Origin of the sequence: Streptomyces nidicola (assembly GCF_050106155.1) — a bacterium.
Classification (GTDB): Bacteria; Actinomycetota; Actinomycetes; order Streptomycetales; family Streptomycetaceae; genus Streptomyces.
The window spans coordinates 1460416-1483227 of the sequence record NZ_JBNBPI010000001.1 but is presented as its reverse complement, the minus strand read 5'-3'; the positions used below and the strand labels follow the sequence as shown (position 1 = coordinate 1483227).

At 71.1% G+C, this 22812-nt stretch carries 20 protein-coding genes; 8 read left to right on the top strand and 12 right to left on the bottom strand.

Annotation, left to right across the window (positions count from 1 at the left end; all coding sequences use genetic code 11):
• Nucleotides 1–37 precede the first annotated feature (37 nt).
• The gene (locus ACOKM3_RS07025; RefSeq protein ID WP_426898030.1) at nucleotides 38–205 is read right to left on the bottom strand and encodes a hypothetical protein; all 168 of its coding nucleotides are present in this window, start codon (nucleotides 203–205) and stop codon (nucleotides 38–40) included.
• 389 nt (nucleotides 206–594) lie between these two features.
• Entirely contained in the window at nucleotides 595–816 is a 222-nt protein-coding gene (locus tag ACOKM3_RS07020; RefSeq protein ID WP_426898028.1) for a hypothetical protein, read from the bottom strand.
• 417 nt (nucleotides 817–1233) lie between these two features.
• Here ACOKM3_RS07020 and ACOKM3_RS07015 point away from each other — a divergent pair, with 417 nt between their 5' ends.
• The 3 genes from ACOKM3_RS07015 (at nucleotide 1234) to ACOKM3_RS07005 (ending at nucleotide 7906) form a co-directional block, all read left to right on the top strand.
• Entirely contained in the window at nucleotides 1234–3147 is a 1914-nt protein-coding gene (locus tag ACOKM3_RS07015) for a family 20 glycosylhydrolase (protein WP_426906722.1), read from the top strand.
• Nucleotides 3148–3490: 343 nt separating this feature from the next.
• Nucleotides 3491–6403, top strand: coding sequence for a glycosyl hydrolase (locus ACOKM3_RS07010; RefSeq protein ID WP_426898026.1), 2913 nt, complete (start codon nucleotides 3491–3493; stop codon nucleotides 6401–6403).
• Nucleotides 6404–6502: 99 nt separating this feature from the next.
• Nucleotides 6503–7906, top strand: coding sequence for an FAD-binding oxidoreductase (locus ACOKM3_RS07005; protein ID WP_426898024.1), 1404 nt, complete (start codon nucleotides 6503–6505; stop codon nucleotides 7904–7906).
• 128 nt (nucleotides 7907–8034) lie between these two features.
• Here ACOKM3_RS07005 and ACOKM3_RS07000 read toward each other — a convergent pair whose 3' ends face one another.
• Complete coding sequence (locus ACOKM3_RS07000) at nucleotides 8035–8979, bottom strand: AraC family transcriptional regulator (RefSeq protein ID WP_426898022.1); 945 nt, start codon at nucleotides 8977–8979, stop codon at nucleotides 8035–8037.
• A gap of 125 nt (nucleotides 8980–9104) precedes the next feature.
• Between ACOKM3_RS07000 and ACOKM3_RS06995 the strand changes: the two genes are divergently transcribed.
• A complete protein-coding gene (locus ACOKM3_RS06995) occupies nucleotides 9105–10094 on the top strand; it encodes a zinc-dependent alcohol dehydrogenase family protein (protein WP_426898020.1) in 990 nt (329 codons plus the stop codon).
• Nucleotides 10095–10501: 407 nt separating this feature from the next.
• Here the strand turns inward: ACOKM3_RS06995 and ACOKM3_RS06990 are convergent, their stop codons facing one another.
• From ACOKM3_RS06990 to ACOKM3_RS06975, 4 genes are all read right to left on the bottom strand, one after another.
• The gene (locus ACOKM3_RS06990; RefSeq protein WP_426898018.1) at nucleotides 10502–11452 is read right to left on the bottom strand and encodes a transketolase family protein; all 951 of its coding nucleotides are present in this window, start codon (nucleotides 11450–11452) and stop codon (nucleotides 10502–10504) included.
• A gap of 71 nt (nucleotides 11453–11523) precedes the next feature.
• The gene (locus ACOKM3_RS06985; RefSeq protein ID WP_426898016.1) at nucleotides 11524–12432 is read right to left on the bottom strand and encodes a transketolase; all 909 of its coding nucleotides are present in this window, start codon (nucleotides 12430–12432) and stop codon (nucleotides 11524–11526) included.
• Between the two features lie 87 nt (nucleotides 12433–12519).
• Nucleotides 12520–13287, bottom strand: a complete 768-nt coding sequence (locus ACOKM3_RS06980; protein ID WP_426898014.1) for an SDR family NAD(P)-dependent oxidoreductase — start codon at nucleotides 13285–13287, stop codon at nucleotides 12520–12522.
• A 49-nt stretch (nucleotides 13288–13336) separates the two neighbouring features.
• Complete coding sequence (locus tag ACOKM3_RS06975) at nucleotides 13337–14719, bottom strand: MFS transporter (protein WP_426898012.1); 1383 nt, start codon at nucleotides 14717–14719, stop codon at nucleotides 13337–13339.
• 209 nt (nucleotides 14720–14928) lie between these two features.
• On the opposite strand from ACOKM3_RS06975, the gene ACOKM3_RS06970 reads away from it, so the two are divergent.
• The 3 genes from ACOKM3_RS06970 (at nucleotide 14929) to ACOKM3_RS06960 (ending at nucleotide 17223) form a co-directional block, all read left to right on the top strand.
• Nucleotides 14929–15639: a GntR family transcriptional regulator gene (locus ACOKM3_RS06970; protein ID WP_426898010.1), complete on the top strand. Its 711-nt coding sequence runs from the start codon at nucleotides 14929–14931 to the stop codon at nucleotides 15637–15639.
• A 137-nt stretch (nucleotides 15640–15776) separates the two neighbouring features.
• Nucleotides 15777–16484, top strand: a complete 708-nt coding sequence (locus ACOKM3_RS06965) for a TetR/AcrR family transcriptional regulator (RefSeq protein ID WP_426898008.1) — start codon at nucleotides 15777–15779, stop codon at nucleotides 16482–16484.
• A gap of 265 nt (nucleotides 16485–16749) precedes the next feature.
• Nucleotides 16750–17223, top strand: a complete 474-nt coding sequence (locus tag ACOKM3_RS06960; protein ID WP_426898006.1) for an RICIN domain-containing protein — start codon at nucleotides 16750–16752, stop codon at nucleotides 17221–17223.
• A 50-nt stretch (nucleotides 17224–17273) separates the two neighbouring features.
• Here ACOKM3_RS06960 and ACOKM3_RS06955 read toward each other — a convergent pair whose 3' ends face one another.
• Entirely contained in the window at nucleotides 17274–18257 is a 984-nt protein-coding gene (locus ACOKM3_RS06955) for an alpha/beta hydrolase (RefSeq protein WP_426898004.1), read from the bottom strand.
• A gap of 78 nt (nucleotides 18258–18335) precedes the next feature.
• Nucleotides 18336–19190, bottom strand: coding sequence for an NAD(P)H-binding protein (locus ACOKM3_RS06950; RefSeq protein WP_426898002.1), 855 nt, complete (start codon nucleotides 19188–19190; stop codon nucleotides 18336–18338).
• Nucleotides 19191–19348: 158 nt separating this feature from the next.
• On the opposite strand from ACOKM3_RS06950, the gene ACOKM3_RS06945 reads away from it, so the two are divergent.
• Entirely contained in the window at nucleotides 19349–19960 is a 612-nt protein-coding gene (locus ACOKM3_RS06945; protein WP_426898000.1) for a TetR/AcrR family transcriptional regulator, read from the top strand.
• A 108-nt stretch (nucleotides 19961–20068) separates the two neighbouring features.
• Here ACOKM3_RS06945 and ACOKM3_RS06940 read toward each other — a convergent pair whose 3' ends face one another.
• The 3 genes from ACOKM3_RS06940 to ACOKM3_RS06930 are packed head-to-tail and all read right to left on the bottom strand — an operon-like array spanning nucleotide 20069 to nucleotide 22765.
• Nucleotides 20069–20473 carry a nuclear transport factor 2 family protein gene (locus ACOKM3_RS06940; protein WP_426897998.1) on the bottom strand — a complete coding sequence of 135 codons (405 nt, stop codon included), beginning with the start codon at nucleotides 20471–20473 and terminating at the stop codon, nucleotides 20069–20071.
• Nucleotides 20470–21435, bottom strand: coding sequence for a PDR/VanB family oxidoreductase (locus ACOKM3_RS06935; RefSeq protein WP_426897996.1), 966 nt, complete (start codon nucleotides 21433–21435; stop codon nucleotides 20470–20472). Before ACOKM3_RS06935 ends, ACOKM3_RS06940 begins: the two co-directional genes overlap by 4 nt.
• A 7-nt stretch (nucleotides 21436–21442) precedes the next feature.
• Nucleotides 21443–22765 carry a Rieske 2Fe-2S domain-containing protein gene (locus ACOKM3_RS06930; RefSeq protein WP_426897993.1) on the bottom strand — a complete coding sequence of 441 codons (1323 nt, stop codon included), beginning with the start codon at nucleotides 22763–22765 and terminating at the stop codon, nucleotides 21443–21445.
• Nucleotides 22766–22812: the final 47 nt, after the last annotated feature.

Genomic DNA, 22812 nt, shown 5'->3' with positions numbered 1-22812 from the left:
CGGTCGTCCGGCCGGATGAACTGCTCACGGCTGCGGATCAGTTGGCGGCGTTCGCTCCGAACATCGGGTAGCCCTCCCCGCTGGAATCCGCCTTGTGGTGCGTGACGGAGTCGGCCGTGCGGGCCGTGCCCGCCGACGAGGCGTCCGCTGTGGCGACGCGGATGCGCGTCGGAGGCGGGGCGGTAGGGCGTATGTGGTTGGCCATGCGTTGAGCTCCTGCAAGGGACAGAGGCGTCCGGAGGACATCCCGCTTCGACGAGGTGTTGGTCCGTTGGCGTTTGCCCCAATTTGTTGCAGGCGTGACTCGCCGTTCGGCACACAGGAGACTCGTAAAGGCGGCCGAGGGTTGCACGAGAAAGCAGGGAAGCCGGCCGTGATGCTGAGCACGTTGAGTCAGAGGGCGAGTCGGTCGACCGGGGGGCGTTCGGAGGGCTGCTGGTGGGCGGGCCAGTTGCCGAGGCCGGGTTCAGCGTCGTACCGATGCTGCCCGTCGTGTTCGGCCGCGTTCGTCCGACGCGCGCCCGCGGCAGGCGCGGTGCGCCGGGGAAAATGACCGAGCCCCCTACCAGGTCGGCAGGGGGCTCGGTGCAGCGGTCAGAGGGAGCCGTTGACGCTGATCTGGTGCGGCTGGGCGAAGGCGTTCTGCGCCTGGGCGGCGGCGCCGAGGGCGGTTCCCTGGGCCAGGGCCATCAGGTCGGCGGTGCCGACGGTCTTGTCGTCGATGGTGAGACTGCCCTCGGGGCTCAGGCCGCCGGAGACGCCGTCCAGGTCGGAGTCGGAGATCTCGAGGGTCTGCATCTGGTGAGCGGAGTTCATGGGGAAGTCCTTCGCACGGGGGATTCAAAGGGGGAGTGGCGCGGGCGATCACACCACACGGTGCGCCGGACAGCCAGCCAAGGTCAGGTCGCCCGCGGGCAGTTGATGGAACCGAGATGACCTTCATGTGGGCGCGGGCACGAAATCGGGGCAGTTCCTCCACCTCGCTCGCCACGCACTGCGTTCACAGGTGTTGCTACCGGCGCCGCGGGGACGACAATTCCCCACCAGCGGTGCGAGGGTACTCGGAAGTTGCGCACACTCTGTGCAAGTTCTGGCCAACACGGCCCAGGGGTGCTCATGGGGCGGCGGATTCTCACGCTGGACGGAGCGCGGGACGTGATTGCCCGGATGTCCAAGTACTCGTCGGCGATGTCCATGGACCGCGTCGTGCGGAGCCGGGAACCCTCGGGTCCCATGTGGACCGAGTCGCGCACGACACCACCCGCCCGGCGCCGCAGACCGTATCTCGTCGGTCTGGCCGGTGCCGCCCTCGCCCTCGTCGCCGGGGCACTGCCCGTCTCCGCCGCGCCCGGAGCGTCGCCGCAGGAAGCCGTCCCGCGGACCCTGCCCGCCCTCGACAACTGGGTGCCGGGCGCGGGAAGTTACAGCTACGGCGACCGCACCCGCCTCGTCGCCGGCGACGAGGCATCGCGCCGCGTCGCCCGCACCCTCGTCGGTGACCTGCGCGCCGCGGGCCACGGCACCGTACCCGTCACCGGCGGCCCCGCCCGGACGGGAGACATCGTCATCGACGTCGCCCCCGGCCGCCGTCAGCTCGGCGCCGAGGGGTACGAACTGCGGGCCGGCGCCCGGCTGGAGATCACCGGCGCCGCCGAGACCGGCGCCTTCTACGGCACCCGCACCCTCCTCCAGATGCTCGCACAGGGCGACGCGATCCCGGCGGGCCGAACCGTCGACGTACCGCGGTACAAGGAGCGCGGGGCCGGCGTCTGCGCCTGCTACGTGCACATCTCCACCGACTGGCTGGAGAACCTGGTGCGCGAGATGTCCTACCGCCGGCTGAACCAGCTGCTCCTCGAGATCAAGGTCAAGAGCGACAGCCACCCCGAGGCCAACACCTGGGGCTACTACACCAGGAGCGATATCCGCAGGATCGTCGCGCTCGGCGCCAAGTACCACGTCACGATCGTCCCCGAGATCAACTCGCCCGGTCACATGGACCCGTGGATCGAGAACCGCCCCGACCTCCAGCTCGTCGACAAGGACGGCAAGGCCCAGCCCTCCCGCCTCGACGTGACGAAGCCCGAGGCGTTCACGTACTACAAGAGCCTGATCGACGAGTACGCCGAGGTCTTCCCGTCCGGCTGGTGGCACATGGGCGCGGACGAGTACATGCTGGGCTCCGACTTCGCGAAGTACCCGCACGTGCTGGAGTACGCCCGGGCCAAGTACGGAGCGGACGCCACGCCACAGGACGCCTTCATCGACTTCGTCAACCGCGTGCAGGCCTACGCCGAGAGCAAGGGCAAGCGGCTGCGCATCTGGAACGACGGCCTGACCGGCGCCAACACCGTGCCCGTCGCCCCGGGCACCACCGTCGAGCACTGGCTGGACGTCGACGTGAAACCGAGCGCCCTGATCGCGCGGGGCCACCCCGTGATGAACGCCGCCTACTCCCTCTACCTGGTGCGCGGCGGCTTCCACACCGACACCCGCAAGCTGTACGACCAGCGGTGGGACCCGCGCAGTTTCGAGGGCGAGAAGCTCACCTCCGACCGCGGGATCACCGGCGCGAAGATCAGTCTGTGGCCGGACAACGGACGTGGCGAGACCGAGAACGAGGTCGCCCGGGCCACCACCCCGGCCCTCGACCACCTCGCCCAGGCCACCTGGGGCGCCGCCCACCCCGACGCCACCTACGACGCGTTCACCGCACGCGCCGCCACGACGGGCACCGCGCCCGGCGTGCGCGACCTGACCCGCGTCCCGGTCGCCGACGGCACGTACACGTTCGCGGACCGCGGCGGCCGCACCGACGCCCGCACCGTCCGCATCACCCGCACCGCCGACGGCTACGCGACCCTCGCCGACGACACCAGCGGCGCCTGCTTGGAGACCCGGAGCGGGAAGCTCACCCTCAACGTGCCGCTGCAGCCCGGCTCCGCCGCCACGTGGGAGAAGTGCGACCCGAAGAACACGCTCCAGCGGTGGCAGATCGCACGGGCGCCCGGCGGCCACACCCTCACCAACGCCATCACCCGCATGACACTCGACACCACCGCCGACGGAGGCCTGGCGCAGTACCCGCCGGACCAGCGGACCCCGACGACCTGGACCCTTTCCCGAGCCGCCACGCTGTTTCGATGAATGAAGAACGGTCACATCCGTGACTTCTTCTCGCTGCTTCGAGTCGTGACGGCGGTGGTCGGACGGCGCACATGGTCTGCGGAATGGGTAACTCGCGCTGGTCGTCGGCCTCCTGGTCGTGCCGCCGGTCGCATCTCGGCGACACGCCGCGGCCATGAAGCTGTCACGTGTTCACATTCATGGCCCGTTCGGTGGATGCAAGACCATTGTGGCCGCCGGGCCGGGTCTGCGAGCATCGGCGGGCGATCTTCGAGCCGTGGTCGCGCCGGCGGGCCGGCTCGGACGGGCACGACGGCCTGCGCGTCCCGGCGGGGCCGAACTTCGTCGAGGGGATGAGCACACGATGCGTCGAAGAGACATCCTGCGGGGCACCGTCGCCCTGGGAGCATCCGCGGTCGCGTCGCGTGCCACCTCGGTGGCCGCGGCCCTGTCGGCCGAGACCGTCCCCGGCACCGGGGACGGACTCGACTGGCCGCGGTTCGCTCGCGAGGCGCGCCCCTGGACCCGCTGGTGGTGGCTCGGCAGCGCCGTCACCGAGACGGGGCTCGCGCGCCACCTGGAACGATTCCAGCAGGTCGGATTCGGCGGCGTCGAGATCCAGCCCATCTACGAGGCCCAGGGCTACGAGGAACACGACCTCGCCTACCTCGGCAGGGATTGGCTCGCCGCGCTCGACGCCACCACCCGGCATGCCCGGCAACTCGACCTCGGCGTGGACCTCACCACGGGCTCCGGCTGGACCTTCGGCGGGCCCTGGATCAAGCCTGAACAGAGCGCGGGCAAAGTCGTCGTGGAGCACTGGGAGTTGGGGCACGGCGAGCGGCTCGGCGTTCCCGTGCGCACCACGCAGCCGCCGCACCCCGGCCTCGTCGACGAGGAGAAGCTCGCCCGGCCCGACCTGCGTCCGCCCATGGACCCGCTCCCCGAGCCGCCGCTCGCCGCCCTGGTCGCCCGGGAGGCGGACAGCGGCGACACCGTCGACCTCACCGCGCGTGTGCACGAGGACGGCACCCTCGACTGGACCGCACCGGCCGGGAGTTGGGAACTCACGGGCGTGTTCAGCGGCCTGGTGCTCAAGCGGGTCGAGCGGGCGGGGCCCGGCGGCAAGGGCCTGATGGTCGACTACTTCGACGGCGCGGCCGTGCGTCATCACCTCGACCACTTCGGCGAAGCCATCGGCTCGGGGCGAGGGATACGCGCACTGTTCCACGACTCCTTCGAGCTGGAGGCGACGGACTGGACACACCGGGCCGTCGCGGAGTTCGCCCGGCTGCGCGGCTACGACCTCGTCCCGCACCTGCCCGAGGTGTTCACCGACGCCGGCACGCCCGAGGTGCGCTCGCGCGTCCTGTCCGACGTCCGGGAGACGCTGGCCGACCTGTTCCTCGAGCAGTTCGCCGAGCCGTGGGACGCCTGGAGCGCCGAGCGCGGCTGGCTCACCCGCAACCAGGCGCACGGATCGCCCGCCAACCTGCTCGACATCTACGGTGCGGCGGACATCCCGGAGACCGAGTACGCGGGCGCCGAGCTGATCCCGATCCCCGGTCTGCGCCAGGGCGCGGGGACCGCCAACGCACCCAAGTCACTTGTGTGGCGCTTCGCTTCGTCGTCCGCCCACGTACTGGGTAAACCGCTCGCCTCGGCCGAGACACTCACCTGGCGCGACGAACACTTCCACGTGGCGCTCTCGCAGGCGAAACCCACCGTGGACCTGCTGTTCGCCGCAGGCATCAACCACCTCGTCTTCCACGGCACGGCGTACTCGCCGGAGGAGACCCGGGACATCCCCTGGCCCGGCTTCTCCTTCTACGCGGCCGCCGAACTCCAGCCCGCCAACACCCTCTGGGGCGACCTGTCCGAACTCAACGACTACATCACCCGCTGCCAGTCGGTGCTCCAGTCCGGCGAACACGGCAACGACATCCTCGTCCACTTCCCCCAGCACGATCTGTGGGCCCTGCCCGACGGCGGGGTCGGCGACGGCGCCGAGGACATCGAGCTGTCCCCGGACTACAAGTGGGAGGGCACCGACTGGATGTACGGCCACCCCAGCGGTGCCGGTGACATCGCCGCGGGCCTGGAGGCGCGCGGCTGGCAGTTCGACTGGGTCTCCGACCGGCAGCTCGCCGGCTTCCGCGGCTCCGCCGACGGCGTGTCCAACGGCCACAGCCGGTACGCGGTGGTCCTCGTGCCGAACGCGCGGCTCATCCCGCTGGAGACCGCCCGCAGGCTCCGTGACCTCGCCGCGGCGGGAGCGACGGTGGTCTTCGTCGGCGAGCTGCCCGAGGACGTGCCGGGGCTCGCCGAACTCGACCGCCGCCGGGCCGAGTTCAAGCGGATCGCCGCCGAACTGTGTGAGCGGCGCGACCCGAGCCACAGGGGACGGTTCCGGGTCGGGCGCGGCCGCGTCGTCGTCACCGGGCGCGGCAGTGGACTCGACGCCGCTCTCGCCGCGGCGGGCGCGGTGCGCGAGCCGGTCGCCGACTCGGGGCTCCGTGTGCTGCGCCGCCGCCATGCCGAAGGCAGCCACCTGTTCCTCACCAACGTCACCGCGGAGCCCGTCGACGGCTGGTGGCCGCTCGGCTCGCATGCGGCATCCGTCGGGGTCCTCGACCCGCTGCGCGACACCCGGGGCCTCGCGCAGACCCGGCGCGACAGGGCTGCGGTCGAGGTGCGGCTGCGGCTCGAACCCGGCGAGTCCCGCATCCTGCGCACCTTCACGACGCGCGCACTCTCCGCGGCCCCCGCCCCCACATCGGTGCCCACCGGCCGCGAGCGCGAGCTGACCGGGCCGTGGACGCTGGCGTTCCGCGAGGGCGGCCCCGAGCTGCCGCCGACGAGGACACTGGACAAGCTGGTGTCCTGGACCGAACTGGGCGACCAGGAGACGGAGTTCTCCGGCACCGCCCGCTATACGCTCCGCTTCAGCGCCACCGATACGGAGCGTGCGCGCGACTGGCTGCTCGACCTCGGCGACGTACGCGAGAGCGCCCGCGTGCGGTTGAACGGCCGTGACGTGGCCACAGCTTGGGCGCTCCCGTTCCACGTGCCGTTGGGGCGCGCGCTGCGGGAGGGGGAGAACGTCCTGGAACTCGACGTCACCAACCTCGCGGCGAACCGGGTCCGTGCCCTGGCGCGGCGCGGTGAACTGGACCTGCACCACTACATGCAGTGGCGCTCGACCCCGCCCCAGGACTGGGATCCGATGCCGTCCGGTCTGCTCGGGCCGGTCCGGCTGGTGGAGGTGGGGCGCTGAGCCGACCGATCCGGATCAGGACCGGTCGACCCTTGCTCCGTGCACGGGCGGGTCACCCGTCCCCGCCGCGCCGTACCCGCCCGTCCGCTGGAGGCCGCCTTGACCGCATCCGCCACCGAAACCGCCGCTCTCGGGCCCGCCCTCGACGCGCTGCTTGCCGCGCTGCCCGCCGAAGCGGTCACCGTCGATCCCGATGTGCTGGCCGCGCACAGCACCGATCACGCGCCGTTCTGCCCCAGTGGCACACCGGCCGCCCTGGTGCGGGCCCGTACCACCGACGAGGTGGCGGCGACGCTGCGGATCGCCAACGAGCACCGCGTGCCCGTGGTGCCGCAGGCCGCCCGCACGGGGCTGTCGGGCGGGGCGAACGCGGTCGACGGGTGCGTCCTGCTGTCCGTGGAGCGCATGACCCGGATTCTCGACATCGACGACGTCGAGCAGGTCGCGCGGGTCGAAGCAGGTGTCGTCAACGCCGACTTGTCGCGGGCCGTCGCCGAGCACGGCCTGTTCTATCCGCCGGACCCGTCCTCCTGGGAATCCTCCACACTCGGCGGCAACGCGGCCACGAACGCGGGCGGCCTGTGCTGTGTGAAGTACGGCGTGACCGGTGACTTCGTGCGCGGGCTCACCGTGGTCCTGGCCGACGGCAGCGTGCTGCACACCGGCCGCACCACCGCCAAGGGCGTCGCCGGTTACGACCTCACCCACCTCTTCGTAGGATCCGAAGGCACCCTCGGTGTCATCACCGAGATCACCGTCGGGCTGCGGCCCGCCGCCGAACGCCCGCTGACCGCCGTGGCGTTCTTCCCGACCACGACCGCCGCATGCGCGGTCGTCCCCGCGTACATGAGCAGTGGTCCGCGGCCCAGCCTCCTGGAGTTCATGGACCGGCCCAGCATCGACGCGGTCAGCGCGTACCGCGACCTCGGCTTCCCGGACGATGCCGGCGCCGTGCTCATCGCCCAGTCCGACCGGGGCGGCGAGGCGGCCCCGGCCGATCTGCGCCGCTTCGCCGACATCGCCGAGGCGCACGGCGGTACCACCGTGATCGCCGAGGATGCCGCCGAGGCCGAACTCCTCCTTGCGGGGCGCCGTTTGGTCGGCATCGCGACCGAACGGCTCGGCGCCTATCTGGCCGACGACGTGTGCGTGCCGCGGGGCCGGCTCGCCGAGATGATCGACGGGATCGCCGAACTCTCCGAACGGCACGGCCTGTTGGTCACCTGCGTCGCCCACGCCGGTGACGGCAACGTCCACCCCAACGTCATCTTCGACCGCGACGACGCCGACGAAGTACGGCGCGCCCACGAGACGTTCGGCGCGATCATGGACCTCGGCCTGCGCCTGGGCGGCACCATCACCGGCGAACACGGTGTGGGCCTGCTCAAGCGCGACTGGCTCGCCAAGGAACTCGGACCGGCCGGTGTGCGCGTTCATCAGGGCATCAAGGCGGCTCTCGATCCGCACGGGATCCTCAACCCCGGGAAAGTACTGGAAGTTTGAGGGTGCGTTATGTCGTCATGCCGCTGCCTTTGCGTGCTCGGCGCTCCGTACGCGTCGGCCGAAGAGGAGAGCGCCAGGGCGAGTACGACCGGTGCACGAGTGGTGCGGCGGTGCGGCGGTGGGCCGGCTCAGTCGGGCAGTTCCGCACGGGGCAGGGTCTTCGGTTCCCTCTGCGTTCGCCAGGTCCCGGGGGAGACGCCTTCTCTTTTGGTGAAGGCGCGGCTCAGTGAGGTTCCGGTGTCGTAGCCGACCTGGACGGCGATTTCCTGAATGCTCAGGGGCGTATCGCGGAGCAGGACCTTCACTCGGTACATGCGCCATGCCGTGAGGTGGCCCAGGGGAGTGTCTCCCGTCTTCTCCTTGAACAGGGCGGCGAACGCCGAACGAGACATCCCTGCCGCGTGGGCGAGTTCCTCGACCGTCCAGGGGTGGGACAGGTCCGCGTGCAACTGCCGCATGGCGGACGCCAGGCGTGGCTCGCGCAGCGCGGCGATCCAGCCGACGGTGCCGCTCCTGACATCCGTGCAACAGGCGCGCAGTGCCTGGACGAAGAGCACGTCGGACAGGCGGCTCATGATGAAGCCACTGCCGAGGCCGTCCGCCGAGTTCTCTCGGGCGATCAGGTCGAAGGTGGTGCGCAGGAGCCGGCTTGCGGTGTCGTCCAGATTCAGCCTGAACAGTGGTGGCAGCAGCGCGAAGAGGGGCTCGGCCGCGACCGCGTCGAAGGCGAATCGCGTGGACACGATGCGGGTCAGCTCGCCCTCGCCGCCTGCTCTCGCCGAGTGGTCCGATTCGTGGAAGGTGAGGCCGTCGCAGTCGGTGACCTCGCGGCCCGGAGCGTCCTGGAGCGTGAACCCCACACCGGCGCGCACCAGAAGGCAGTCGTTCTTCTCCAGCCACTGTGGTTGGTCCAGCGAGTCTGCTTCCAGTTGGCACGAGCCGCTGGCGACCAGTACCAGCCGGGCGAGGTGTCGCGGGGGAAACGAGATGCCCCACGGGGCGTGGGCGTCCACGCGCACGTATCGGGCGTCCTCGACCTTCATCGTGGCGAGGAGGTCGTCGATCGGGTCCATCCGCCCTCCGCCCTCCGTTCTCCTGGACGATCTGCACCAAACAGCGGACCCCAAGATACAACGCGTCCAGCCATGCGTTCCTAGTCTGGTGTGCATCGCCGAACGAAAGGGTGGAGTAGCAGCAGATGCGCTCTTTTCACATAAAGGCGGGCGGCGGGCTGACGGCCTCGACCGAGCGCCCGACGCCGCGTCCGTCCGCCGGTCAAGTGCTCGTACGAGTGATGGCCACTTCCGTGAACGCCCGTGATCGCGTCATCGTCGCGGGCAGGTACGCCGTCCCCGTGCCGGCGGGACGCATCCCGCTCTCCGACGGCGCGGGCGTCGTGGAGGCCGTTGGAGAGGGAGTCACGCGGTTCGGGGTCGGGGACAGTGTCATGGGTACCTTCCATCCGGACTGGGTGCAGGGCCGGTTCCCGGGGTGGGGTGAGCTGCGTGGCACGCAACGTGATGGATGGCTGGCTCAGTACGTTGCCGTTGACGAGCAGAGTCTGGTGGCGGTGCCGGACCGGCTGTCCTTCGAGGAGGCGGCCACGCTGCCGTGCGCCGCTCTGACAGCGTGGTCGGCCGTGCGCGGTGTGGGTCCGGGGGACACGCTGCTGGTCCAGGGTTCGGGAAACGTGTCACTCTTCGCGCTGCAATTCGGCCGCTCGCAGGGCGCACGTGTGCTGGCCACGACGTCCAGCGCCGAGAAGGCCCGCCGCCTCAGCGCCCTCGGCGCGTCCGACGTCGTCGACTACACCAGTACGCGGGAGTGGGGCGCCCGGGTGCACGCGCTGACCGACGGCGGCGTCGACCGCATCGTAGAAATCGGCGGCGGCGCCGAAACCGTTGCCCAGTCCGTGGAGGCCGTCGCCTACGGAGGGCAGATCGCCCTGGTCGGCAACCTCGCGTCGGGCGGCGGCATGGAACTGACACGCTTCTTTCAGCGCGCGGCGACTCTCAGGTCCGTAAGTGTCGGCAGCCGAAGCGACTTCGAGGAGATGAACAGGGACATCGCCCGACACCGCCTGACCCCGGTCATCGACCGCGTCATCGCGTTCGAAGAGGCTCCGGAGGTGTTCGCCGGCGTCGAAAATCGGGGTCACTTCGGCAAGGTCGTCATCAGTCACGGCTGAGGTAGGCCCTGTCCTCATTGCCCCGTCCCCTGGCCGAGGCGATGAGGACGCTGCTCCGTCCCTGGCCCTTGCGGCACGGGAACGGAGCCCGCACGCACGTCGTGATGACGGAGCTGGCGAATTCGTGCTCTCGGGCTTCCACCGGTTCAGCAGCCCCGACATCGTCCGCCGCGAGTATGTGGCGTGGAGGGTGGCAGACGAACGCCGCATTCAACGGATGAGGGACGAGCACCTGCAAAGCCCGGGCCAGTTCCCGCGCCCACTGCCTGGCGGCCGCCCCCTATGGCATCCGTGCTGGATCCCTGTCTGGCCCGCGGCGGCCGCCCGTTGCCCTCGCGGTATGAGGGCGGTGTCGGCCGGCACCGTCCTGCCGCTGCCTGCCGACGATCCGCCCGCCCTTTGGTGCCTCAGAGTGACTTGAGTACCTTCTCGACGATCCGGTCCGCGGCCAGACCGTACCGGTCGTGCAAGGTCGGGAGGGCGCCCGCGTCGATGAACTCGTCCGGCAGAGCGATCGGCAGGACGGGCTTGCCGAGGCCGGTGCGCACGACGGCGGAGGCGACGGTCTCGAAGAGGCCGCCGACGACCGTGTGGTTCTCCAACGTCACCGCGAGCCGGTCACCCGCCAGTTCGCGCAGCACGGTCTCCTCGTCGAACGGCTTGAGCGTCGGACTGTGCACCACGGCCACGTCGACGTTGTGAGCGGCGAGCTTCTCCGCCGCCTGGAGCGCGCGCATGGTCATCAGGCCGCTGGAGACGAGGACGACGTCCCGGCCGCCGCGCAGCACCTTGGCCTTGCCGAGCTCGAAGGCGTAGTCGTACTCGTCGAGCACGAGGGGCACCTTGCCGCGCAGCAGGCGCAGATAGGTGGGACCGTCGTGGGCGGCGAGCTGCGGGACGGCCTGCTCGATGTCGAGGGCGTCGCACGGGTCGACGATGGTGAGGTTGGGCATGCCGCGGAAGATCGCGACGTCCTCGGTGGCCTGGTGGCTGGGCCCGTAGCCCGTGGTCAGACCAGGCAGGCCGCCGACGATGTTGACGTTGAGGTTCGGCTCGGCGATGTCCAGGCAGATGAAGTCGTACGCGCGACGGCCCGCGAACACCGAGTACGTCGACGCGAACGGGACGAGGCCCGTCTCCGCCATGCCGGCCGCCGCGCCGAACAGCAACTGCTCGGCCATGCCCATCTGGAAGAACCGGTCGGGGTGCGCCTGCGCGAAGACATGCATGTCGGTGTACTTGCCGAGGTCGGCGGTGAGGCCGACGATCCGCCGGTCGCTCTCGGCGAGTTCGGCGAGCGCCTTGCCGAAGGGGGCCGGGGAGGTGCGCTGGCCGGGGTCGGCGAAGGAAGCGATCATCGCCGAGGTGGTAAGTCGCTTGGGCTGTGCGGCAGTTGCGGTGGCAGTGGCCGTCGTAGTCGTAGTCATGGTCAGGCTTCCGTTCCGTTGGTGGCCGCGGCGTCGTGACCGGCCGTCAGCTGCTGTCGGCAGATCTCCCATTCGTGCTCCTCGATCCGCATGAAGTGGGCCTTCTCGCGGTTCTCCAGGAGCGGGACCCCGCGTCCGATACGGGTGTCGCAAAGGATCACGGAGGGCCGGCCTTCGGCGGCGGCCTGCTCGGCGGCCGCGTCCAGGGCGCGCAGCAGGGCCTCGACGTCGTTGCCGTCGACGCGCTGGGTGAACCAGCCGCAGGCCTGCCACTTCTGTTTGGCCGGCTCGATGGAGAGCACGGTGTCGGTGGCGCCGTCGGCCTGGAGGGCGTTCATGTCGACCAGGGCGGTGAGATGGCCGAGCTTGTGGTGGTGGGCGCCCATGGCCGCCTCCCACGTGGAACCCTCGTCGAGTTCGCCGTCGGAGAGGAAGTTGAACACCCGGGCGGGGTTGCTCTGGTGGCGCAGGCCGAGGGCGATGCCGACGGCGACGGTCAGTCCGTGCCCGAGCGAGCCGCCGGAGATCTCCATGCCGGGCGTGTACGAGGCCATGCCGGACATCGGCAGGCGGGAGTCGTCGGTGCCGTACGTGGCGAGTTCGTCGACGGGGATGGTGCCGGCCTCGGCGAGCGCGGCGTAGAGGCCGATCGCGTAGTGGCCGGTGGAGAGCAGGAAGCGGTCGCGGCCGGACCACTCGGGATCCTCGGGGCGCAGCCGCAACTGGTCGGTGTAGACGGCGGCGAGCGTGTCGGCGGCGCCGAGGGCCTGGCCGACGTAGCCCTGGCCCTGTCCTTCGCCCATGGTCAGGACGTGGTGGCGCATGCGGTACGCGGCCTCGCCGACATGGGCGACGCGCTCGGCGAGGGTGCGGGCCGTGTCGCGGGCCCCGGTCACGGTTGTGGCAGTCATCGGACCTTCTCGGGGATGGGAGATGGGGGTGGGGAGAGGGGGAGGTGGCCGACGAATCGGCGGAGGTGGACGGTGTGCGTCACCGGCTCAGTGGATGTGCGAGCCACCGTTGACGTCGTACGTCACGCCCGTCAGGTAGCCCGACTCGGGACGGGTCAGGAAGGCGATCACGTCGGCCACGTCCTCGACCTCGCCGATCCGGCGCACCGGGACGTCGGCGATCATGGCGGCCTTGCGGTCCTCGTCGAGCTTGCCCTGGGTGATGTCGGTGTCGATGAGGCCGGGTGCGACGCAGTTCGCCGTGACGCCGGCGGGGCCCAGTTCGCGGGCGAGGGCGCGGGCGAAGCCGAGGAGGCCGGCCTTCGCCGCGGAGTAGGCCACGCCGCCGAACACACCACCGCCGCGCTCCGCGGAGACGGACGACAGGAAGACGATGCGCCCGAAGCCGCGCTCCGCCATCCCGGCCGCCACTCGCTGGGTGACCAGGAAGCTGCCGCGTACGTTGACGTCGAAGATCCGGTCCCATTCGGCGGGGGTGACGTCCAGGAAGCGGACCGGCGAGGTGATGCCCGCGTTGTTGACCAGGGCGCCGATGGGCGGGAGCGCGGCCTCGACCTCTCCGATCGCGGCGTCCACGGCGGCGGGGTCCGTCACGTCGGCGGCGAGGCCGAGCGCCTGGACGCCGTGCCGGTCGGCTACCTCCTGGGCGACGTCGAGCGCGGCCTCCTTGTCCAGGTCCAGGACGGCGACGTGATAGCCCGATGCGGCGAGCGCGTGCGCGGTGGCGCGGCCGATGCCGCGGCGGGACCCGGCACCGGTGATGACGGCCGTACGGGGGGTGGTTGCGGTGGTCATGCGGTTCTCCTCAGAGGTGGTGGGCTCAAGGGGCGGGGAGGGGGCGGTGTCAGCGGGACGCGTCCGCGGCGGCGAGCTGCGCGTCGGGTTCGGGGCGGCTCGACCGGCCTTCGGCGTCGGTGCGCTCGCCGGGGCCCCAGGTCTCGCGGGTCACCAGCGCCGCCACCAGGCCGACCAGCCCGCAGCCGCTGAACAGCAGCGCGGGGCCGGTCCAGCCGGTGGCGGAGTAGAGGGCCGTGGCGATCATCGGGGTGAAACCGGAGACGACGGCGGAGAGTTGATAGGCCAGTGATGTGCCGGCCGTGCGGGTCTTCGTCGCGAACAGCTCGCAGAACCAGGCGCCTTGGACGCCCGCCAGGGAGTTCTGGCAGACGACGTAGCTGACCACGAAGGCGGCCATGACGAGCACGGCGGCCTCGGTGTTGACCAGCAGGAACAGGGGGAGGCCCCAGACGACGCTGAACGCGCAGCCGAAGAGATAGACGGGTCGGCGGCCGACGCGGTCGGACAGGCGGCCCCACAGGACGGTGGCGGCGATGCCGAGCGCCGCGGCGACCACGAGGGCCAGGAGGCTGGTGCTGCCGGAGATGTCCGGGGCGGTGCCGTCGTCGAGGTAGGACAGGACGAAGGTGATCGACACGGCGTAGCCGGCGGTCTCGGCGATCCGCAGCGAGAAGGCCCGCAGGATGTTGCGCCAGTCCTCGCACACCACCGTGAGCAGCGGGTTCTTGACGACCTCGCCGGACTGCTTCAACTCCTCGAACTGCGGCGACTCGTCGACCTTGAGGCGGATCACGATGCCGACGACGATCAGGACGGCGCTGAGCAGGAACGGCACCCGCCAGGCCCAGTTGTCGTCGAGCGTGTGGCCGCTCACGAGGAAGGCGAGGTTGGCGAGGAGCAGGCCGACGGGGAATCCCGCCTGGGTGATGCCCGTGTACTGACCGCGCCGGCGCCACGGCGCGTGCTCGAAGGACATCAGGATCGCGCCACCCCACTCGGCGCCGAAGGCCAGCCCCTGGATCACGCGGACGAGCACGAGCAGGACCGGCGCCCAGACACCGACCGTCTGGTACGTCGGCAGGCAGCCGATGAGGACGGTCGCGACGCCCATCGTCAGGAGCGAGGCGACCAGGACGGGCTTGCGGCCGATGCGGTCGCCGAGGTGTCCGGCGATGACGCCGCCCAACGGGCGGGCCGCGAAGCCGATTCCGAGGGTGGCGAAGGACAGCAGGGTGGCCGAGAGCGGGTCGGAGTCGGGGAAGAACACGTCGCCGAAGTAGAGGGCGGCGGCGGTGCCGAAACCGATGAAGTCGTACGTCTCGATGGTCGCGCCGACACCGGAGCCGACGGCGACCCGCATCCGGTCCGGCGAGCCCTGCGCGGCCCCGGCCTCCTGGCCGGGCCCCGGACGCGGCATGGATTCGGGCATGGCGATCCTCCTTGATCGGGCGTGGGCGGCTCCCTCGCACTCCCGACTGCTGACTGTTAACAGTCGGCAGACGAGAGATGATGCTCAATGCGTGCGGCGGTGCTGTCAACCCGTGCGGAGGGATCGATGTGGAACAGTGTCGACTGTTAACACTCGCTGCTTGCTTCGGGCTACGATGACGGCCGGAGCAGTCCAAGGAGGGTTCGACCGTGCCTGGTCAGACGCTAACCAGCCTCACCCGCACCACCACCCTGCGGGAGCGCGCGCTCGTGGCGTTGCGTACGGCCATCACGACCGGCCAGTACCGGCCCGGTGATCACCTCGGCGAGGTGGAGATCGCGGACCGGCTCTCGGTCAGCCGGGGCACGGTGCGGGAAGCGCTGCGTCATCTGCAGCAGGAAGGTCTGGTCACCGCGGGCGCGCGGGGCATGCTGCGGGTCTCGCAGCTTTCGCCCACCGAGGTGCGGGAGTTGTTCCAGGTACGGGAGGCGCTGGAAGGTCTGGCGGTGGCGCAGCTGATCGCGTCCCCGCAGCGGAAGCGGTCGGCTCAGGCCCTGCGGGAGGCGCTCGACCAGCTCCAGCGCACCTTCGAGGCCGACGCCGACCTGGCGGCCAAGGTCGAGGCCGACCTCGGATTCCACCTGCTGCTGTGCGAACTCGCGGGCAACTCCATGCTGTTGCGCACCTGGAAGCAGCTCGAGGGACCCATGCGGGTGGCGATCATGAGCGCGGGCGACGAGCTCCGCGACGAGGCCATGTCACCCGGCGCACACGCCCCGATCGCCGACGCGATCGAGCGCGGCGACGCGGCGGCGGCCCAGGAGATCCTGCACGACCACATGGAGGCGGCGATCCGCCGGCTCGGCATCGAGCGCGAGAACATCGAGGGCGCCGGAGGTGCCGCGCACGAGAGTGCTTGAGCGTCCGCCCCGCCGTGGAGCGGGGCAGGGCGTCGGCGGTGTCGCCGCGGTCCGGCCGAGCGACGGCGAGGGCCGCCAAGTGACCGCGGTCCACGGCTCTCGATGTGCCGCTCAGCCGCGGAGGTAGGGTCGATCCCGTGGCAGCGGAGGAGACGACGTCAGGCAAGCGGCAGCGCCGGAGGAGCCCCGAGGATCCCGGGCGCCGGCGTGACCCGGTGCGTACGAGGCGTGCCATTCTCGCCGCGGCCACCGCGGAGTTCGGGGCCCACGGCTTCGACGGTGCGCGGGTCGTGCAGATCGCGAAGGCCGCGGGCGTCAGCCACCAGCTGATCACCTACTACTTCGGCGGCAAGCGGGGCCTCTACGAGGCGTTGAGCGAGCAGTGGCTGGAGACATCCATGCCGCTCACGCACGCGCTCCCGTACGCCGAAGCCGTTCAGCGCTATGTGCAGATGGCGCACGAGGACCCCGACTGGGCGCGCACGCTGGCCCGCGAGGAGTTCGGCGCCCGGCCCCCTGCCGAGGACGACCGTGCGGCCGAACTGTTCAAGACCGTCGAGGAGTTGCGTGCCCGGCAGGCCCGCGGCGAGTTCCGCTCCGACCTCGATGTCGGCGCGGTGTCACTGGCTTTCTTCGCCGCGTCGATCGCGCCGGTGATACTGCCGTGGATCGCCCGCGAGTTCACCCAACAGGACCCGGCGTCACAGGAGTTCACCGATCACTACTCCGAGCAGGTGGCCCGGATGATCTCCGCACTGGCGGAGGTCGCGTTCGGTGAGTCGGCGGCGGTGGGGGAGAGCGGCGAGGAGACCGGTTCCGCACCCGGGCCCGGGCCCGGGGCCTGAGGGGATGCGCGGATGGAGCGTGTCTCTTTGGCGGATGGAACGTGTCTCTTTGATGGGGCGGCCAATTGATCGGATGTCGCTGTCCGATCGGTGATCGGATGTTGCTGTCCGATCAGTGGTCGACCCAGCGGCGTCCCCGGACCGGATCCCGGATCGGCCGACATGAGCGGCTCGTTCCGGTGGTTTTGACCGTATTTCAGGTGTAAGCGGTGGTGTTCGGGGATCCTGCCGAGGTACCTCCGAAAACCACCGCAAGGAGACCCCCATGCGCCGCCCGAACCGGAAAGCCTTCGCCGCCCTCATCGCCGCAGCCGCCCTCGCCCTTCCCCTCCTCACCCCCACATCCGCCTCGGCCGCCACCGCCACCAGCCGCTTCGCGAACTACCGCTACGGTGACTGCCTGCGCGAGACCGACGAAACCGGCCTCAAGGGCGACCGCTGCACCACCGGACGCGGCAGCCTCCTGTGGCAGTGGAACGGCCGCCTCAACACCAGCACCACTCTCAAGAACAACTTCTGGGGCCGCTGCCTCGACAGCAATGACCGGGGCGACGTCTACCCCCTGCGCTGCAACGGCGGCTCTTACCAGAAATGGCGCACCGTACGGCCCGCCGCCCGCAGCGCCATCATGCTCCAAAGCGTCGGCACGGGCCGCTGTCTCTACCAGCAGGACGACGGCTACTACCGCACTGCACGCTGCGACCGAGGCGCCCAGAACCAGCGCTTCACCATCGGCTGACCGGATCTCCCGACCGCATCAAGATGCCGCCGCCGTACGGAACCCGGCCCCTACCTCGCGAGCGCGTCCAAGGCGTCCGCGACCGGGGTGGGATCCAGCGGGCCGACGTGTGATGCCTCAGGGAAATCGTGCATGCGGAAGCCGTTGCCGGGGGTGGACGCGTCGGCTTCCGCGATCATTCTGTCCTGGAGCGCGGTCGCGATCGTACGGTCCTTGCCGAAACGCAGGTACGTGCGGGGGATACGACCCCAGGTGCCGGCCCGGCCGACCGCTCGGCCCGCGTAGGCGGCGACGGGCTCGTCGGTCTGCATGCCGGCCAGGACCCGGCGGAAGTCGGCGTCGGGGTAGTCGGCGCAGATCATCTCCTTCAGGAGGGCCAACTCGCCGCTGACGCCCGTACGGAAGTTGAGCCGCAACACCCCGAGCCGGTCCGGGTCACCCACCGTCAGCTCCACCGGGCTGACGGCGTTCGCGTTCTCGGGTGCCGCCGTGCAGGCGTCCGCCGTGGGAAGGGCGCGGCTGGGGCAGAAGGCCGCCATGTAGCAGATGTGGTGAAGCAGGTGCGGGACGGCGTCGCCGACACGGCTGACCGACACACCACCCAGGCTGTGCCCGACCAGCACCACCGGGCCGTTCCGTGCGGCCTGCCGCACGATGCCCGTGACGCGCGCCTCGTAGTCGTCGAGGCCGAGGCCCTTCAGCGGGGAGGGCTCGACCGCCATCGCCGTGAGGTCCTGCCGCTGGTACGACGCGGCCACGAAAGCCTCCGCGCCGTGCCGCGGCTGGTCCACCATGACGACGCGGTGGCCACGCAGCACCAGTTCCCGCGCGATCGGCATCCAGAACGCGCCGGCGCTGTGGGTGCCGTGCACCAGCACGTACGTCGCGGGCCCGCGACGCGGGCCCGCCGCGGCCGGCGAGGTTCCGAGTCCGGTGGCCAGCGCCATGCCTCCCGCCGCGAGTCCCAGCCCCCGCAGGGCCGTCCGTCGGGTGGCACCTTTTCGCTGTTCGTTCGTGTCATCCATCATGAACACAACGCTAGGAACGGCCCGTTGACCCCACCATCGGTCCAACACCCCTACCGGGGGTGGACCTAGGACCACCGTGAAGCCTCAGTCGGCGATCTGGGCCGCCAGTCGGTCCGCTACGGAGCGGGGCTCGCGGCCGAGGAGTTCGGCCAGCAGGGGGTCGGCTTGCGCGAAGTAGCCCGCGCTGCCGGCCTCGAACCAGCCGAGCAGGAACCGGGCCACCTGCTCCGGCACACCGGCCGAGATCTGGTCGGCCATCCACTGTTCGTCGTCCACGACGATGCGCTCGACGGTGCCGCCGGTGAGATCAGAGGCGATCCGGGCGGCATCGTCGAAGGTGACGGCGGTCGGCGCGGTCAGGTTGACGGGACCGTCGAAGGAACGGTCGCCGGCGAGAATCGCCGCGGTTGCCTCGGCCACCTCGTCACGGTCGACGTAGGGGACGGGGCCGTCCTTCGGCTGAGCGATCACACCGGTCCGCTGCCACGGGCCGAGCACCTGGTCCAGGCTGCCGTACGCGCCGTTGCGCAGGGCGGTCCAGGCCACGCCGGACTCGGCGAGGATCGCTTCGGTGGCGATGTGGATGTCCGACGGCGCGTACGGGTTGCCGGGGACGGCGCCGTGCTGGCTCGTGTAGAGGATCCGCCGGGCTCCGGCCGCCACCGCGGCCTCGATGGCATTGCGGTGCAGGTGGACGATGTCGTCGCCCGGCTTCCCGCCGGAGACCACGAGGACCTGCTCCGCGTCGGCGAACGAATCCCGCAGCGCGTCCGGGTCCTCGTAGGAGCCCTGCCGCACGCGCACCCCGCGATCGGCGAAGTGCCGCGCCTTGGCGGTGTCGCGGACACTGACACCGATCCGCTCGGCGGGCACGCGTGCAAGGAGGTGCTCGACGGTGGCGCCGCCCAGCCCACCGGTGGCGCCGGTGACAACGATCATGTTCGTGCCTCTCCCTGTGCGCCCGCGCCGGCTGTCCTGGTGGCGCGGGCGGAACCGTAACTTGACCATGCTGGTCAGTTTCTCTCTGTCGACGACCGTAGGTAGGCTGACCCGGAGAGTCAAGTTGCGGCGATGGGCGACCGCGGGACAGAGGGACGGTGAGGGCCTTGGCCGGTGCGGCGAACTCTGAACCCCGGCTGCGCGCCGACGCCAGGCGCAATTCCGAGCAGATCCGCGCTGCTGCGATCGGCGCTTTCCAGGGGCGAGGTCTGACGGTGCCGCTGGAGGAGGTCGCCAAAGCGGCAGGGGTCAGCAAGGCCACGATCTTCAACCGGTTCGGCGGGCGGATCGGCCTCATCGAGGCCGTCGTCGAAGAGGTCGTCGCGAGGGAGTTGTTCGCCGTCATCGACCACGCGCGGACCATCGACGACATCGGCGAGCGGATCACGTACTACGTCACCGCGCTCCGCGACCTCCAGTACCGCCAACCCGCCGTCAACGACGTCCTGTTGCAGACGTATCCGCACGCGCGGCAGCTCATGGAGATCTGCCGGGTCGGCAGCGAGGCCAACGACGAACTCGTCGCATCGGGGCGGGCCTCCGGCACGCTGCGACCGGAGTTCACGGCAGCCGACCTCCAGGCGCTTTTCGTCGACACCGCCCTCGCCCTCAAACACGGCACGCGCCCTCCCCGGGCCGATTACGACCGCCGCACCACGTACCTCCTGGACGGAATCCGCGAGCCCCCGCCCGCCTCCGGCCGACGATGACAGCGCCCTTGCCCTGATGCCGCACATCACCCTGCGAACACATGTCGCTCCGGCGCGGCGCGCCATCCGTGCCGCCGGTTCACGGATGGATGGTCCTGGCGAAGCCGCCTAGCCCGGTGGCACCCGCCGCGCCATCTGGAGGTGCGCGAGTTGCCAGCCGTGCGTCGGTGAGTCGTGCCAGACGCGGGTGACCGCCGCCTGGATGACGAACGGGGGCAGGTCAGGGACGGAGGCGACGCGCATCTCCTGGATGCAGGACACCACGGCGGTCGCGCCGAACCTGCGCACCGTCACCTCGAAGGTGTCCACCTGGCTGGTGCGGCCCAACCGGGCCGCGTAGCCCAACCATGCGTCCGCGTCGTGCTGGTGGCCGACGGGGGAGTGCACGATGACGCACTCGGGGTGGAGCAGGGCGCGCAGTGCCGGTTCCGGGTCGGGGAGGGTCTGGGCCGCCCGCCAGGCGGCCTCCGCCTCCTCGACCGTGGCCGGGGTGGCGGCGGGAGTGGTGGTCACAGGTCGAGCTCCAAAGTCGGGGTGTGCGAGCGCGAGGAGCACGGGGTGAAGAGCCCCGCGGCGCGCTCGTCGTCGGTCAGGACGTCGTCGCGGTGGTCCGGTTCGCCGGCGCGCACCCGCACGATGCACTCGCCGCAGATGCCCTGGCCGCAGGAGAAGGCCGCGTCGACGCCGTGCGCGTGGAGCACGTCCAGGACGCTCTCGTCCTCGGCCACGGGGTATTCCGCGCCCGTCGAGGCGAGGCGGACGGTGAACCCGCCGACCGGCCCGCCCTCGCCCGCGTCGGTCGGACCCGCGCTGAACCGTTCCGTGTGCAGGGCGGACGTCGGCCAGCCGAGGGCCGCCGCCTGTTCCAGTACGTGGTCCATGAAGCCGCCGGGGCCGCAGACGTAGACCGCCGTGTCCGCGTCCGGTGACCCCAGGTCGCGGGGCAGGTCGAGGCGGTCGGCCGGGGCCGGGGCGTCGTCGAAGTGCAGGGTGACGCGGGGGTGTTCGGCGAGTTCGGCGGCGAAGGCCGCCTCGGCGCGGCTGCGGGCGCAGTAGTGCAGGTGGTGGTCGCCGCCCGTGGCGTCGAGGGCCTGCGCCATCGACAGCAGCGGGGTGATGCCGATGCCGCCCGCGAAGAGCAGGTGGCGGCGGGCGGCGGGGGCGAGGCCGAAGCGGTCGCGGGGCGCGGCGATGCGCAGGGTGTCACCCTCGGCGAGGGCGTGCATGGCCCGTGAACCGCCGCGCGAGGCGGGCTCGTTGAGCACCGCGATGCGGTACTGCTTGTGCTGCCCGGGCGGCCCGCACAGCGAGTACTGCCGGACGGGTGCCGACGCGTCCGGCTGCACGTCGATGTGGGCGCCGGGCTCGTACGCCCACAGCTCGCCGCCGTCGGTCCGGGCGAGGTCGAAGACCGCGATGCGCGGAGTGGTGTCGTGGCGGGCGACGACGACCGCGTCCGTCCAGGTGGTGCTCACGGTCCGGTCACGCTCCCGGGGCCGCGGCCGGCACCGACGGTTCGGACCCGGTCCCGGCGCGGGTGAAGAGCCCGGCCTCCACGCGGCGGGCCGGCTCCCCGGGCCCGGCGACACCCGCCGGGGTGCGGCCCGCCTCGACGTCGTCCACCATCGCCCGCAGCATCCGGCGCAGCATGACGACACCCCGGTCGGACGGGGCGAGGGTCTCCTCGGAGTGCCGGGTGATGTCACCCTGCGAGCGCTGCGCCTCGTAGTCGCCGGGGAAGCGCTGCTGCTCCTCCTCGCTCAACTCCCAGCCGTTCTTGCCGTTCTGCTTGATGCCGAAGACGAAGGACGAGGCGCGCTCCGGGTCGGCCGAGCGCAGCGAGAACACCAGGCGGTGGTGGGTGTCGTCGACGGGCACCACCCACAGCAGCATGTCGTGCCGGACGTCGGGCACGGTCCGCACGAAGTCGGGCAGCGCGATGATGTTCGGCAGCAGGCACTCGACCGACCAGTCCAGGTCGACGGGCCCGCCGCCCGGCCCCTTGGTGTCCTGGTAGCGCCAGGTGTACTTCACGCCGTGCGCGGTGCGGTGGTACGTGGTGCGGTCGGCGGCGGTGGTGTGGTCGTAATAGCCCTCGGGGAAGCCGGTCGTGCCGGTGCCCTCGAACTGGAAGCCGCTGTGGTTCGAGTGCAGCCAGGCGGCGTGCACGGGGTCGACGGCGTTCTCGAAGATCTGGAGCCAGTTGAAGTCCTGTTCCAGGCCCAGGACTTGGGCCCCAGGAGCCAGCCAGTCCGTGTGGTACGACTCGCCCTCGCCGAGCGGTTCCAGGCACTCGTAGCGGGGGAGTGGCGGCTTCTGGTCGGGCGGGCCCATGTAGACGAAGACCAGGCCGTAGCGCTCCTCGACCGGGTACCAGGGCTGGCGGGCGAGGCCGCGGCGCAGGCCGCCGTCCTTCTCGCAGGCCTGTTGCAGGCAACGGCCCTGCACGTCGAACTTCCACCCGTGGTAGCAGCAGCGGATGCCGTCGTCCTCGATCCGGCCGTAGAAGAGGCTGCTGCCGCGGTGCGCGCAGCGTTCGAAGACGACACCGGGCCGGCCCTGTCCGTCGCGGAAGACGATGAGATCCTCGCCGAGCAGGCGGGCGCGGTGCGGGACGTCGGAGGTGAGTCCTGCGGAGCGGGCGACGGGATGCCAGTGGCGGCGCAGCGCCTCGCCCATGGGGGTGCCGGGGCCGACCTCGGTGAGGCGGGCGTCGTGAGTGGCGGGGCTCCGGCCGTATCCGGTGCCGGTGTCCGCGGCGGCGCCGGCCGCCCGGATGGGGGTGTCCGTACGGGTGTCGGTCATGCGGGTGTCTCCCTCGGCGTTGAGGCGGTGACGCCGTTTGTACGGGG